This is a genomic window from Paenibacillus sp. MER TA 81-3, assembly GCF_023713585.1.
Taxonomy (GTDB): domain Bacteria; phylum Bacillota; class Bacilli; order Paenibacillales; family Paenibacillaceae; genus Paenibacillus_B; species Paenibacillus_B profundus.
The window spans coordinates 11,605-27,062 of record NZ_JAMAWB010000025.1; the positions used below are offsets into that span (position 1 = coordinate 11,605).

The window sequence follows — 15,458 nt, forward strand, 5'->3', positions numbered from 1 at the left end:
GCATGAGGAGGACATGGAAAGCTGCAATTTCCCGTATGCTTGCCGGTGTAATGCTGGTAGGCATGCTGCAGGGGACGTTTGGAGGTGAAGTTTATGCTCTATCGCCACTGCTTGATCAACGTGATCAACCATTTCAGGATCGGCAAGATCAGAGTCAAACTCTAGTAAAAAATCAATTTGAAGCTCTAAGGCAGGCTGAAGCCAGCCAAACAGCGGAAGCCGCGCTCAAGACCATTGATTGGAGCATGGTGAAGTCGCTCGGGACTTCGCCGACGGCCGGATGGCAGGGATTCAAGCTGGATCAGGTGAAGCTGACGAATGACGGCAGCTATCTGTATTTCAGGGTCGATGCGGTCAAGGCCGAGCCATGGCAATACATAGACATTGCTTTGCAAGTAAACGGTGCCGATTCCGGCATCTTAGACAATCCGTTGAATCGGCAGTTTAATTATGTTGGAACGGCGGCGAAGCCAAAGTATCACATCGTGATGGAAGCCAAGCCTGGGGGTGAAACGGACTTGTATGAAAGCGGTTCCAAGAAGCCGCTGCTGAGCATGGGTGATCTGAAGGGGGCCTACTTTGAAGTTGCAGCTAATTCAAGCCTATTGATGGGGGCTATACCGCTGCAGCAGCTCCTCCTGAAAAAGGGAGACGAGTTGCGAACCATTGTCGTACTAAGCGGGGATAGAGCCGATGAGCATGGCGCGTTTGATGTCATTCCCGAAATGCCAGACAACGCTATCGCGGACGATTGGAATATGAAGGAGAACCCAAGCCGTCAATCGAGCTACAGCCAAGCTTACACTGTCTCCTATTCTCCGTCAATTGACGGGGAGAAGGATGCATCGTGGGGCGAGGTGCCTGACTTGGGCTTTTCTGTTACCGATAGCACATACGGTAAACCAAGCAAACTGGGCGGAGTGAAGCTGACAAATGACGGTAAGAAGCTGTATGTCTGGGTAGATGCTGAAGTACCGAACTGGGGAGAAAAGGGACAATTTATCGATATTGCTTTAAATGTGAATGAGGCAGATTCGGGTGTGTCCGACAATCCGTGGGGGTCCCCGTATAACTTTAGCGGCACGGCTCAGAAGCCGCAGTACCATATTATGATGCGTGTGCAGCATGATAACGGAATTAACGGAGCGGCGCTGTACGATTCCATGAATATGAAGACGCCTATCCTGTCCAGCTGGACGGAACAGAAAGGTGCGGAATTCGCCGCTAATGGCAAATCCGGCTTCGAGGCAGCGATACCGCTTCATCATTTGAAGCTGAAGAACGGGGATCGTCTGCGTCCGCTCGTCGTGTTGAGCGGCAACCAAGATGCCGAGCATGGGGCGTTCAATGTGATTCCCGAAGCTGCCGGCAATGCGCGCGCAGCTAGCTGGAATGAAGCGGCGGCCCCTAACGTGCAGAGCGAATACGGAGGCGCGTATGTTGTGGCGCGCATGAGCGATAGGCTGGAGCTCATCAGTACAGAGCCGGCCGAACATCATATGCAGGCTGACGTGGATCAGCCCATCGTCATGACCTATTCCGAGCCGATTGAGGTTACCGGAGCAGGGATAACGTTGATGGATAATAAGGCGACGGCAATTGAAGCTGCCGCCACGAGCAGCGATCAGCAGTTGATAATTGTTCCGAATCAACCGTTGGCTTACGAAGCGGAGTACACGGTAACGGTTCCCGCTGACGTGCTGACGGGGCTCGGGACCAAAACGGCCAATCAGGCGTATTCGTTTGCATTTAAGACGAAGTCGCAGCCATCGATGCGTGCGGCAATTGCCGATCAGGACAATGAGATACTTTTGACATTGAATGATGTCGTCCGCGATCTCGATTACAAGGCATTTGCCGTATATAATGGCGCAGTGAAATTAAACGGCAAGTCTGAAAAGGGGGAAGATGATAAATCGGTTGTCATTCGTCTGACCGATCCGATTGACGATGTAGCGAATCCATATGTCGTTCGATACGAAGGAAATCCGCAGGGTATTTATCGCGACCGTCCGCTTACGATGCGCGGCATTCTGGACAGCTATGTTTATATGGGTGACGAGTTGGGCGTTACATTGAGCCCGGAGGCCAGCACGTTCAAAGTGTGGGCGCCGACAGTTGCCAAGGCAACGCTTGCTTTGTACGATAGCGCTGAGTTGGCGAAGGAAACGCCGAGCCGGGAACTGCCGATGGAGCGCGATGCGGATACGGGCGTATGGTCGGCTGCGGCCAGCGGCAACCTGAACGGAACGTATTACATGTATAAGCTGCAGTTCCCGGACGGGACGATGACGTATGCGCTTGATCCTTATGCGCGGTCTTCTTCCGTAAATAGCGGGAAGTCGGCGGTCGTCGATCTGGCAGCAACCAATCCGTCCAATTGGGCTGCGGATGTGAAGCCGCCGTTCCTCCAGCCGACGGATGCCGTCATCTATGAGCTGCATATGCGCGACTTCTCCATCAGCTCCGATTCGGGAGTGTCTGCCCCTAACCGTGGCAAGTTTACGGCCTTTACGGAGACCGGAACGACACTCACAGGGAAGCCGGATATGAAGACGGGCATCGACCATTTGAAGGAGCTTGGGGTTACGCATGTGCATTTGTTGCCTACTTATGACTTCGGCTCCGTCAATGAGCAGAAGGTGGATGAACCGGCATCGGCTGAACGTAAATTCAACTGGGGTTATGACCCAGTGAACTATAACGTGCCGGAAGGTTCCTATGCGACCGCTTCAATACAGGAGGACCCGGCGAAGCGAATTCGTGAATTCAAGGCCATGGTGCAGGCGCTCCACGATCAAGGCATTCGTGTCGTTCTGGACGTCGTATACAACCACACGTTCGTAACCGGTATGGAATCGGACTTGTCCGTATTCGACAAGATCGTGCCAGGATATTATTACCGGACAGATGCTGCAGGAGCGTTGACGAATGGATCAGGCGTCGGCAACGAAGTGGCGACCGACCGGCCGATGGTCAGCAAGTATGTGCGGGATTCCGTCAAGTATTGGGCGGAGCAGTACAATGTGGACGGCTTCCGCTTTGATTTGATGAAGCTTGTCGATCTCAATACGACACGTGGCATTATCAGTGATTTGAAGGCGATTGATCCGAGCATCATCGTGTACGGCGAGCCTTGGTCTGGCGGCAATACGCCGCTTGCATCCGAGCTGCAGATAGAGAAAGGCAAACAGCGCGACGAAGGCTTTGCGGTGTTTAACGATAATTTCAGAGGGGCGATCAAGGGCGGCAGCGACGACGCATCTAAAGGGTTCGCTACAGGAGCGAGCGGTCAGGAAGCCGGCATTGTGAAGGGAGTACTGGGAGCGACGACAGACTTCACTGCGGCACCGACGGAGACGATTAACTACGTCACGGCGCATGACAACTTGAATCTGTGGGATAAGGTGCTGAAGACGCAAGGCAAGGATGCGGACATTAAGACGAATCCATTTGCAACGTTGACGGAGCGCAATGTGCTCGACAATGAGACCGTAAAGCGCTCATTGCTAGCTAACGGCATCGTGCTGACTGCGCAAGGGATTCCGTTCCTGCATGCGGGCGACGAACTGCTGCGCAGCAAATTCGGCGATCATAACAGCTATCAGAGTCCGGATGCGATTAACCAGATTATCTGGAAGCAGAAGGATGAATATAAGCCGGTATTTGATTACTTGAAGGGGCTGATTGAGCTCCGCACATCACATCCGGCCTTCCGGATGACGACGAAGGAAGCGGTAGCCTCCAATCTGGAGGTGTACCGTCAAGACGGACAGATTGTCGCCTTTAAGCTGAAAAACTACGCGAATGGCGACAAGTGGCGTAATATTGCCGTTATTTACAATGGCGCCGCTGTGGAGCAAGATGTCGCACTTCCATCCAGTGAGACATGGAACGTGGTCGTCGACCATACAGCTGCGGGCGTGCAGACGATTCGAACGGTACAAGGCGGCAAGGTGAAGGTTGCCGGATTGTCGATGATGGTGCTGTACGATCAAGCTGACGACTATATGCAGGTGCCCGCGAAGCTGGAGTCAGAACCGAAGGAGATCGGTTTGGAGCCAGGCGCTTCCAAGCAGTTGACGGCGGTTGTTAAGGATCAGAACAATCGTCCGATGTTGACGGAGAAGGTGACGTGGACTACCTCCGATGCAGCAGTAGCCACAGTTAGCGGAGCGGGTAAAGTTACCGCGATGAAGGAAGGAACAGCCGTCCTGACAGCAGCCTCCGGACAGCTTCAAGCCAAAGTCAAGGTAACGGTTGCCAAGCTGGAGCCGACCACGCTGACTATTTACGGTACAGACCAACTTTATATAGGGCGTACGGCGCCTTTTACGGCTGTAGTGAAGGATCAGTTCGGACAGACGATGTCTGGCGCGAGCGTGCGGTGGAGCTCCTCTGATCCGACAGTGGCACGGGTTGATCGCGCCGGGAAGGTATCCGGCGTTCAAGAAGGAACCGCCACGATTACGGCTCAAGCCGGCTCTGCTCAAGCCTCGCAGAAGGTTGCAGTCAAGCCGCTCTTGAAGCGTTACGTACAACAAATTAATTACGTTCGTCCAGACGCTAACTATGATAAGTGGGGGTTATGGGTATGGCAGACAGGCGTACAGGACGATGGACATGAGTTCCAACGGTACGAGAACGGCATGGCAACGGCGATGATTGAAGTCGGGCCGGAGACGGAAAGCATCGGATTTATTATTAAGAAGGGCGATTGGGAGGAAAAGGACACCGATTCCGACCGATTCATACGCACGAATCTGAATGATACGCTGACCAAGGTGTACGTTTATAGCGGACAATCGGCGTTGAGAACGCTGCCTGCCGTGACGGGACCAGTTCTCGACAACGGGAACATTATGTTCTATTACCGGGACGATGCGTTATTCGAGAGCGGAGAGCTGGACCGAATTTCAAAGGTTGAAATTGTCGTCAACGGCACCGCTTATCCGATGATGTATGATACCGACAATGAGCGCTATGTATACACGCTGAAGGATGCGGTTACTGGGGAGTATGAATACAAATTTGTTGTAACTAAGGACGGCAGCACGACGGAACTTACCGATCCGAAGAACACGGTGAACGGACGCTCCGTCGTCAACTATAAAAAACCAGAGTTAGCAATTCAGGCGACCATCGAGGGCGGCCCTATTTATGCAGGACTGCATCGTGTGCTGAACATTCAATATGAATCCAAAGACATGATTGGTATTCGCGAAATCATTGCAGACTTATCGACTCTGGGCGGCAGCGCGGCGACCAACGTGGATACGGAACTGCTTGCGCACTCCTTTACGGTTCGGGATGATATCGAACCGGGTATGAAGGAGAGCCCGATTACGCTAATTGACGAGTACGGAAATCGGCATAAGTCATCCGCACAAGTGGAAGTTATCGCGAAGCCGGCATCCACGGGCAAGCTCGGATTTGATTGGGATGAAGCCCGGATTTATTTCGTGCTGATGGATCGGTTCTATGACGGCGACCCTAGCAACAATGGGACAGCCGAGCAAGGCTATGACAAGCACCATTTGGAAGCTTATCATGGCGGTGATTTCCGCGGTCTGATCGACAAGCTTGACTATATTGAACATCTTGGCATCAATACGCTTTGGATTACGCCGATCGTCGAAAATATCGATTTCAATCAAGGGGCGAGCTTCAACGGCAAGCAATATGCTTACCACGGCTATTGGGGTAAGAACTTTGAGAAAATCGATAAGCATTTAGGGGACTTGGATACGTTCAAGGAGCTGATTGAGAAAGCGCATGATCGCGGCATCAAAATTATGGTGGATGTCGTGCTTAATCATACTGGCTATGGGTTAAAGCCGGATGATCGCAGTCCAGGCATTACGGCAGAGGATAAGCAGCGATTTGAGGGCATGCTGAGAAGCGACGGCGTCAGCGCCGATGCGAACCCGGTTCGCGGCGAGCTTGCAGGTCTGCCGGACTTCATGACGGAGCTTCCGCATGTCAGGGATACCATTATCAACTGGCAGGCAGGTTGGTTGGAGCGGGCGAGAACCGATCGTGGGGATACAATCGATTACTTCCGGGTCGACACGGTCAAGCATGTGGATGATACGACATGGAAGGCATTCCGCAACAAGCTGACCGAGCTCAATCCCGAATTCAAGCTGATCGGGGAATACTTCGGCGCTTCCGTGGATAACACGGGTTCATACTTGAGAGCGGGTGAGATGGACTCTTTGCTGGACTTTGATTTCAAAGGCAAGGCCAAAGATTTCGTCAACGGCAAGCTTGATGCGACGGAGGCGGCGCTGCAGGATCGTGAAGCGCGCATGGATAATACCGCGATGCTCGGCCAGTTCCTGAGCAGCCATGACGAGGATGGCTTCCTGAGCCGCTATGTGGGCGGCGACAAAGGCAAGCTGATGGTGGCCGCGGCGTTGCAGATTACGGCAAAAGGCCAGCCCGTCATCTACTATGGGGAAGAGCTGGGACGATCGGGTGCTAACGCCAAAGATATGTCTCAGGGGCATCTGAGCGAGAACCGGGGCGATATGCCGTGGGATAAGCTCGATGAGGAGAGGAAGCTGTACGATCATTACAGCAAGCTGCTCCACATCCGCGCTGCTCATTCCAAGGCTTTCTCGAAGGGAGAGCGGACGAAGCTGGCGGGTGGAGACGCTGATGGTTATATGATCTTTGCAAAAAGCTATCAGAATGACACGGTTATCGTCGGCTTAAATCCAAATGCCGATGTGAAGGAGAAAGTGACGTTCACCGTTCCTTATGCGCCTGGCACGAAGGTGGCGGACGAATATAGCGGCACCGACTATGTGGTTAGCGCCGAGCAGACGGTTACGGTAAATATTCCGGGCAAGGATGACGGCGGTACCATTGTGCTTGCTGCAGAGAAAAAGGATACCGACACGAAGTCTGATGCAGAAACTGGAAACGTAAGCGATGGAGGCACAAGCTCTGGCGGCGGTACAGGCAACGCTAACGGAACAGCCGGTACCAGTGGAATGGAAGCGGGTGATGCGGGATTTACAGTTACGGCAGATGGTGTTCGTTACGAGCCGGGAACATTCACCAAAGTGACGAACGTCGATGGCACGGTAACGGCCGAGGTTCGAATTAGCGACGTGTCGGTTCGTACCATGTTGAAGCTGTTAGGCAAAGCGCAGGACAAACATATGTGGACAATCGCCATTCCTAACGAATCGGCAGACGTTCGAATCGTGTGGCCGATGAACGCGCTGAAGAAGGCTGTTCAAGAGCAGCCGACGCTGGAAATCGCCGTGCAAACGGGGGCGGGCAGTTACCGTCTTCCGATGACACACGTAATGAAAAATGAAAGCGGCGACGCTGCATTGAACTTGGCGTTGCAAATAAAGCAGCTAGCCGGTGAACAACTGAAGCTGATTCAAGCAGCAGCATCCTATTTGATAGGTTCCAACATGCCGACAGCAGTACAATTCCAATTAGGCTGGGAGGAAAACGGCAAGTTAGAAGCATTAGAGGCAGACGGCAGCTTCACGGCACGTTCGATCACCGTGCCTGGACACCATGCTGCTTCTCGTATTGTGGCTGTGAAATATAATGAGGCAACGAAGGCCTTCTCGTTTGTTCCATCGCGGGCAGAGCGTTCTGCAGATGGGAAGCATACCGTTCTTACGATGAAGCATCACGGTACTGGCATCTATGCGGCATTGAGCTATGCGCCTACCTTCGCGGACTTAAACGGCCATTGGGCGAAGCATGACCTGGAGTTGTTGGCTTCTAAGCTCATCGTCAACGGCCAGGAGCACGGGCGATTCATGCCGAATGCATCTGTGACCCGAGCTGAGTTCGCAGCAATGCTTATACGAGCATTGGGATACGGTGACCGGCTAGGTCAGCACCCAATCCAACAGGCTCCATTTAAAGATGTGTCAACTTCCGCTTGGTTTGCGGATACAATCGCATTGTCTGTGGAGTTAAAGCTTGTTCGAGGTTATGCGGATGGCACGTTTAAACCGAATGAGCCAATTACACGAGAGCAGATGGCGCAAATGATCGTGAATGCCGATGCACTTACGGAAATGAAGCAGCTGGGTGCGGGCAATGATGCAGCAGCGGCTAGCTTCAAAGACAGCAAACAGGTTGGAGCATGGGCGAAGGAGGCTATCGATTCCGTGGCAGCTTCCGGTCTGATGAACGGATTCGAGGATAAGACGCTGCGCCCTGGCGCGAATGCAACCCGTGCGGAAGCCGGATCTCTGCTGAAGCGGTTGCTTTTGCAGCTGCATTACATCTCTGAATAGGGCTGAGCTAAGCATGACCATGCAATAATACTCGGTTTAAACAGATAAACTCCCAGGCTGCTTTTATAGCGGCTTCGGGAGTTTTTTTATATTGCCGCGAATGGGGACAAGTTGTGGAAATTCGGGCGTTAGCAAGTATTGACATTAAATCTGTTGATGAGTATAGTTAATTACACGAGTAACTAACTAATCTGGTGGTGGATATCATGGGATTCATTATCGATGACAGCCGTCCGATCTTCATGCAGATCGCCGAACGAATTGAAGACGATGTCATTGAGGGAAGGCTGCTTGAAGAGTCGCAGGTGCCTTCCAAGATTCAGATCGCGACTTTTTATCAAATAAATCCGGCGACTGCTGCGAAAGGGGTAAGTCTGTTGGTGGAGCAAGGCATTCTGTACAAAAAGCGCGGAATCGGCATATTTGTAGCGACGGGCGCGCGCACGTTATTAATGGAGAAGCGGCGGGAGCAATTCTTTGAACAGTATGTCGTGTCGATGATACAGGAGGCGGAGAAGCTTGGCATTACGGCGGAGCATTTATCGGAAATGATTAAGAGAGGGGCGAAGCGCGATGAGTAATATTTTGGAGGTGCAGCGGTTAACGAAGTCATACGGTGGTGCGACGGCAGTTAATGAAGTGAGCTTTGCGTTGGAGCAAGAGAAGATATATGGACTGCTCGGAAGGAATGGCGCCGGCAAGACGACCATTATGCATATGATTACGGCTCAATTATTCCCGACGAGAGGTGAAGTGAAGGTATTCGGGGAGAATCCGTATGAGAACGAACGCATTTTGAGCCGAATCTGCTTTATTAAGGAAAGCCAGAAGTATCCGGACACTTATCGTGTTGTGGATGTTCTGGAGGTGGCGGCAGCTTTTTATCCCAATTGGGATCGCGACTATGCGTACGCCTTGCTCGAAGATTTTCGGCTCCCGCCGAAGCGGAACATGAAGAAGCTGTCCAGAGGGATGCTCTCGGCCGTAGGAATCGTTGTAGGTCTGGCGAGCCGTGCGCCCTTAACGATATTTGACGAGCCTTATCTGGGACTCGACGCCGTATCCAGGAGCTTGTTCTACGACCGGTTAATCGAGGATTACGGGGAGCATCCGCGAACTGTCATTTTATCAACGCATCTTATCGACGAAGTCAGCCAACTGTTAGAGCACGTGCTAGTCATTGACGAAGGCAAGCTGATTATGAACGAAGATGCTGACGATCTGCGCGGACGCGCATTTACGGTAGTCGGTACGTCTTCCACAGTGGATGCTTATACCGCGGAAAAAGAAGTGATTAACCGCTCCTTGTTCGGCGGATTGGCCTCGGCCACCATAGTTGGGGACATGACCGTGAATGACAAGAAACAGGCAGAAGCGCTTGGGCTGGAACTGGCTGCCGTATCGCTGCAGCAGCTTATCGTCTATCTGACGCGTGGCAATCTCGAACGAAAGGCGGTCGAAGCCTAATGAACCGTATAGCCAGCATCATAAAAATGCATTACAGAGATAAATGGACATGGTTCATCATCCCTTGGTCGATTATGATGTTTAGCTTTGTCGTAAACCTTATAGTCGGTGTCTTTCTACGCAGTGAAGAAGTTCATTATACGGGTGGTATATCCTCCATCTTTATTTATCTATTCATTGCAGGCATGTTTACCTTGTCACAGACGTTTCCGTTCGCCATCAGCCTGAGTGCGCGAAGGAAGGACTACTTCTTAGGGACAGCAGCCATGGTTGCAATGGTAAGCGCCGTTACGGCAGCTGCGTTGCTTCTGCTTGGTATCGTCGAGACACAGCTAACGGGAGGCTGGGGCGTAAGGGTTCAATTTTTCCATCTGCCGTATGTGAATGACGGAAATATGCTCCAACAGCTATGGATTTATTTCAGTGTATTGCTGCACTTGTTTTTTTTCGGATTTGTAATGGCAAGTGTGCATCGGAGGTTCCGGATGACTGGCTTAATTCTGTTATTGGCCATCATGCTTGTCGTTCCTGCTGTAGCCGTCACAGTGCTGACATATTATCGCTGGTGGGGCGATTTATTCGGTTGGCTCTCCGGCTATACCGCGTTCCAGCATACTTTATGGATGCTGCCGCTGACCATCGTATATGCGCTGTTATCGTACCTGTTTCTTCGCAAATCAACCGTATGAAATTGAAAATGATTGCTGCCATGCCGTCAGGGATACACCTTGGCGGCTTTGTTGTGACGAGGAAGAACATGCGATAAATACAGCTGATCATCGTATAAAAAAGCGGCGTCCTTAGCTGCATTCTACAATTCGTTCAGCGAGAGTATGTTGCATAGAAGTACCCTTAGCTCCACTCATCTTTGTGCTCAGAGGAAGTACGATGCATGGAAGCGCCCTTTGGCCCACTCTCCCATGCGCTCAGCGAGAGCACGTTGCTTAGAAGTACCTTTAGCTCCACTCTCCCACGAACTCAGAGAAAGCACGTTGCATGGAAGCGCCCTTAGCTCCACTCTCCCATGCGCTCAGCGAGAGCACGTTGCATGGAAGCGCCCTTAGCTCCACTCTCCCATGCGCTCAGAGAAAGCACTTTGCATAGAAGTACCCTTAGTTCCACTCTCCCATGAACTCAGAGAGAGTACGTTGCATGGAAGCGCCCTTAGCTCCACTCACCCTTGTGCTCAGCGAGAGCACGATGCATGGAAGCGCCCTTAGCTCCACTCTCCCATGCGCTCAGCGAGAGCACGTTGCATGGAAGCGCCCTTAGCTCCACTCTCCCATGCGCTCAGAGAAAGCACGTTGCATAGAAGTACCCTTAGTTCCACTCTCCCATGAACTCAGAGAGAGTACGTTGCATGGAAGCGCCCTTAGCTCCACTCACCCTTGTGCTCAGCGAGAGCACGATGCATGGAAGCGCCCTTTGGCCCACTCTCCCATGCGCACAGAGAGAGCACATTGCATAGAAGTACCCTTAGCTCCACTCTCCCATGCGCTCAGAGAAAGCACGTTGCATAGAAGTACCCTTAGTTCCACTCTCCCATGAACTCAGAGAGAGTACGTTGCATGGAAGCGCCTTTAGCTCCACTCACCCTTGTGCTCAGCGAGAGCACGTTGCATAGAAGTACCCTTAGCTCCACTCTCCCATGCGCTCAGAGAAAGCACGTTGCAAAGAAGCGCCCTTAGCTCCACTCTCCCATTTGCTCAGTAAATTTAGTAAACGATGTCTCTTGGCTTTGTAATTAAAGTGTCTGAGTACGAGTATCATTTTTCGTAGCTAGTTCCAGATGATTCATTTTGCCTCAGTAGGTTCATTAGCAGCACCTCCCCATGAAACAGAGGGCGATACGGAAATCCATGAGCTGAACAGTGGAAAATAGCGTGGAATCGCAATGACTTGTTTTTTCTGACTCAAGGGTAGAGTGTCGCAAGGCACTTGGGACGAGGCATAGCTGGATGGAATCGGAAATGGATCGGGATGTGGAATCGACAATGGCAATTCGACTTCGCTCGGGAACATAAACAGGAGGTCTAGGTTAAAAAACGAACTATATATTTTAATGTTGTTTTAATGTTCGTGTTTTGCGGTTGACAGGGGGTTGTAACCTTGTTAAACTAAACTCAAATTCAATATATAACGTATGATGATAGCTCTCGTATAATTCCGGGGATATGGCCCGAAGTCTCTACCCAAAGACCTTAAATTTTTGGACTACGAGAGAAAGCGTCAAGTAGCCGTGTGCCCTCTTAGGGCGGGCTTGCTTTCGTTTTCTTTCCTCTGTTCGAATGGGTCCGAGATAGAGCTACTGCAGCTATCAGCGGGCCTTTTTATGTCATTCATCCAGAATCTTCTTCATCCTTGCCTCACATGTTCAGCATTCCAGCCAACGATAATTCATTTCGTTCGGCACCCATTTCATACTCACACTGGGGAGGACCTATCCAATGTTCAAAGTAAAGGTTTATGTCACGACGAAAGCAAATGTACTTGATCCGCAAGGCACGGCCGTTCAACAGGCGCTGCACACGATGGGTTACGGCGATGTCGAAGAAGTGCGCATCGGCAAATACTTGGAACTGACGATTGACACGGAAGACCGCGCCCAAGCGGAAGCGGATGTGGAGAAGATGTGCAAGCAGCTGCTCGCGAATCCGGTCGTTGAAGACTATCGTTACGAGTTGGAGGACTAAGGGCATGAAGGTAGCTGTACTCGTTTTTCCGGGTTCCAACTGTGATTGGGATTGTGTGCATGCGGCAGAAGAGACGTTGGCGGAAGCGACGGTGGAGCGTGTCTGGCATACGACTGAAGATTTGACTGGCTATGATTTGATTATGGTTCCGGGCGGATTCTCGTACGGCGACTATTTGCGCAGCGGCGCGATTGCCAGGTTCGCTCCGGTGATGAACGCGGTGGCGAAGGCGGCGGACAAGGGCGCCTATGTGCTCGGCATTTGCAACGGATTTCAAATTTTGACCGAAGCGGGTTTGCTCCCGGGCGCACTGCGCCGCAATACAGGGTTGAAATTCCGCTGCCATCACTCGAAATTACGTGTCGTTCAATCTAACACGGCGTTTACGAGCGAATACGGGCAGGATGAGGTCATCGATATCCCAATCGCTCACGGCGAAGGCAACTATTACTGTGATGAGCAGACGCTGGAGCAGTTGAAGCGCAATAACCAAATTGTATTTACGTATGAAGAGAACCCGAATGGGTCTTTGGAACATATAGCAGGCATTATTAACGAACAAGGCAATGTGCTCGGCATGATGCCGCATCCGGAGCGTGCGGTCAGCGACCTGCTCGGATCGAAGGACGGCGTGCGCATGTTTCAGTCAATTATGAAGGCTTGGAGGGAACGTCATGCAACGAACGTTAACTAAGAACGAGACGGGTACCGCATTGGAGCAAGGCAAGGCAAACATGCTGAAGGAGCCGTCGGCACAGCAAATTGCGGAGGAGCGGATTTATGCGTCGATGGGCGTGACGGATTCGGAATATGCGCATATTTGCGAGCTGCTCGGCCGTCAGCCGAACTACACGGAAATCGGCGTATTCAGCGTCATGTGGTCGGAGCACTGCGCCTACAAAAATTCCAAGCCCTTGCTGAAGCGGTTCCCGACGACAGGCGAGCGTGTGCTGGTCGGTCCGGGTGAAGGCGCCGGCATCGTCGACATTGGCGACGGTCAAGCGGTGTGCTTCAAAATCGAGAGCCATAACCACCCTTCCGCCATCGAGCCTTATCAAGGCGCAGCGACAGGGGTTGGCGGCATCATCCGCGACATCTTCTCGATGGGCGCGCGTCCGATAGCGCTGCTGAACTCGCTCCGCTTCGGCCAATTGACGGATGAGCGCGTGCGCTATTTGTTCGAGCATGTCGTATCTGGGATTGCAGGCTACGGCAACTGTATCGGCATTCCAACGGTCGGCGGCGAAGTGATGTTCGATGCGAGCTACGAAGGAAACCCGCTCGTGAACGCGATGTGCGTCGGCTTAATTGATCATCAGGATATTCAGAGCGGTGTGGCGAGCGGCATCGGCAACCCGGTCTATTATGTTGGACCTCCGACAGGGCGCGATGGCATCCACGGGGCGACATTTGCTTCGGAGGAACTGACGGAAGAGTCGGAGGCGAAGCGTCCGGCGGTTCAAGTCGGTGATCCGTTCATGGAAAAATTAGTGATGGAATCGTGCTTGGAGCTCATTCAATCGGGTATCGTCATCGGCATTCAAGATATGGGCGCAGCGGGCTTGACCTGTTCTAGCGCCGAGATGGCAAGCAAGGCGGGCAACGGTCTGGAGCTGCATCTGAACGAGGTGCCGCAGCGCGAACGCGGCATGACGCCTTACGAGATGATGCTGTCTGAATCGCAGGAGCGCATGCTGTTCGTCATCGAAGAGCATAACGAGCCTATAGCGATGGAAATATTCAACCGCTGGGGCGTCATCTGCCGCCAGGTCGGCCGCGTGACGGATGATGGCCGACTCCGCCTGACCTATGGCGGTGAGGTGGTAGCGGATATGCCGGTGCGCGGCTTGGTGGACGAATGTCCGGTCTATGAGAAGCCATCTCAGGTTCCGGCTTACTATACAGCGAACGAACAGGTGGATACAACGAATTATCCAGAAGTGACGGATGTTAACGATGCTTTGTTCAAAGTGCTTGGTTCCCCGACGGTGGCGAGCAAAGAGTGGGTATACCGCCAGTACGATAGTATGGTGCGCGCCAGCACGGCGGTAGCGCCTGGATCGGATGCCGCAGTTGTCATGGTGCGCGGCACGCGCAAGGCGCTTGCGATGACGACGGATTGCAACGGACGCTATGCGTATCTTGACCCGTATATGGGCGGTCGCATTGCGGTGGCGGAAGCGGCGCGCAACATCGTATGCTCTGGTGCGGAACCGTTAGCGATTACGGACAACTTGAACTTCGGCAATCCAGAGAAGCCAGAGAACTTCTGGCAAATGGAGCAGGCCGTCGATGGGATGGCGGAAGCGTGCCGTCACCTGTCGACTCCGGTAATCGGAGGGAACGTCAGCTTATACAATGAAAATGCAAAAGGGGCCATCTATCCGACTCCAGTAGTCGGCATGGTCGGTCTCGTACATGATGTGGATCATATTACGCAGCAAGGCTTCAAGCAGGCAGGCGATATTGTGCTCCTGCTCGGCACAACGAAAGTAGAGCTTGGCGGCAGCGAGTTCCAGACTGTTATCCATGGCGTGACGGAAGGGCGTCCGCCGGTGGTGGATTTGGATGTGGAACAGCGTCTGCAGCGCGCCGTGCTTGGCGCGATTCAAGCGGGTAAGGTGCAATCTGCTCATGATGCGGCGGAAGGCGGGATCGCGGTTGCGCTCACGGAGTGCGCCATCAGCGGAGGCATTGGTGTGACGGCAGATTGGCAAGTGGAAGGTATGAGACCGGATGTGGCGTTGTTTAGTGAATCTCAATCCCGAATCGTGCTATCGGTTGCTCCGGAGCATGAGGAAGCGGTCGTTGAGTGGTGTGCCCAATATGAAGTGCCTGTTCAGCGCTTAGGCGTCGTTGGCGGAGACCGGATTCAGCTGCGGGTGAACGGCAAGGATGCCATTGACGTGACACGATACGAAGCGGAGCGGGTGTGGAAGGATGCGATTCCATGTCTGATGCAATAAAGCAGCATGCGAAGGAACGTGAAGAGGCGGCCCGGGTGTACGACTTGGCG

Annotated in this window: 7 protein-coding genes and 1 riboswitch; all 7 genes read left to right on the forward strand. The window is 52.7% G+C overall.

What is annotated here, in order from left to right:
- The first annotated feature begins 2 nt into the window (after positions 1 to 2).
- A complete protein-coding gene (pulA, locus tag M3650_RS26235) occupies positions 3 to 8,282 on the forward strand; it encodes a type I pullulanase (protein WP_251579020.1) in 8,280 nt (2,759 codons plus the stop codon).
- A 206-nt stretch (positions 8,283 to 8,488) separates the two neighbouring features.
- Entirely contained in the window at positions 8,489 to 8,863 is a 375-nt protein-coding gene (locus M3650_RS26240; protein WP_251579022.1) for a GntR family transcriptional regulator, read from the forward strand.
- Positions 8,856 to 9,749, forward strand: coding sequence for an ABC transporter ATP-binding protein (locus tag M3650_RS26245; RefSeq protein WP_251579024.1), 894 nt, complete (start codon positions 8,856 to 8,858; stop codon positions 9,747 to 9,749). The genes M3650_RS26240 and M3650_RS26245 overlap by 8 nt, the downstream gene beginning before the upstream one ends.
- Positions 9,749 to 10,438, forward strand: coding sequence for a hypothetical protein (locus M3650_RS26250; protein WP_251579026.1), 690 nt, complete (start codon positions 9,749 to 9,751; stop codon positions 10,436 to 10,438). The genes M3650_RS26245 and M3650_RS26250 overlap by 1 nt, the downstream gene beginning before the upstream one ends.
- 1,447 nt (positions 10,439 to 11,885) lie before the next feature.
- Positions 11,886 to 11,986: riboswitch (purine riboswitch) on the forward strand.
- 210 nt (positions 11,987 to 12,196) lie between these two features.
- Positions 12,197 to 12,442, forward strand: coding sequence for a phosphoribosylformylglycinamidine synthase subunit PurS (gene purS, locus M3650_RS26255; protein ID WP_019418990.1), 246 nt, complete (start codon positions 12,197 to 12,199; stop codon positions 12,440 to 12,442).
- A 4-nt stretch (positions 12,443 to 12,446) separates the two neighbouring features.
- Positions 12,447 to 13,136 carry a phosphoribosylformylglycinamidine synthase subunit PurQ gene (purQ, locus tag M3650_RS26260; RefSeq protein WP_251579028.1) on the forward strand — a complete coding sequence of 230 codons (690 nt, stop codon included), beginning with the start codon at positions 12,447 to 12,449 and terminating at the stop codon, positions 13,134 to 13,136.
- 40 nt (positions 13,137 to 13,176) lie between these two features.
- Complete coding sequence (gene purL, locus M3650_RS26265) at positions 13,177 to 15,408, forward strand: phosphoribosylformylglycinamidine synthase subunit PurL (protein WP_251579118.1); 2,232 nt, start codon at positions 13,177 to 13,179, stop codon at positions 15,406 to 15,408.
- The last annotated feature ends 50 nt before the right edge of the window (positions 15,409 to 15,458 follow it).

What these genes read in the sequence shown, in the direction of transcription:
- purL (WP_251579118.1), top strand. Translation starts at nt 13,177, where the DNA reads ATGCTGAAGGAGCCGTCGGCACAGCAAATTGCGGAGGAGCGGATTTAT.
- pulA (WP_251579020.1), top strand. Translation starts at nt 3, where the DNA reads ATGAGGAGGACATGGAAAGCTGCAATTTCCCGTATGCTTGCCGGTGTA.
- purS (WP_019418990.1), top strand. Translation starts at nt 12,197, where the DNA reads ATGTTCAAAGTAAAGGTTTATGTCACGACGAAAGCAAATGTACTTGAT.
- M3650_RS26250 (WP_251579026.1), top strand. Translation starts at nt 9,749, where the DNA reads ATGAACCGTATAGCCAGCATCATAAAAATGCATTACAGAGATAAATGG.
- M3650_RS26245 (WP_251579024.1), top strand. Translation starts at nt 8,856, where the DNA reads ATGAGTAATATTTTGGAGGTGCAGCGGTTAACGAAGTCATACGGTGGT.
- M3650_RS26240 (WP_251579022.1), top strand. Translation starts at nt 8,489, where the DNA reads ATGGGATTCATTATCGATGACAGCCGTCCGATCTTCATGCAGATCGCC.
- purQ (WP_251579028.1), top strand. Translation starts at nt 12,447, where the DNA reads ATGAAGGTAGCTGTACTCGTTTTTCCGGGTTCCAACTGTGATTGGGAT.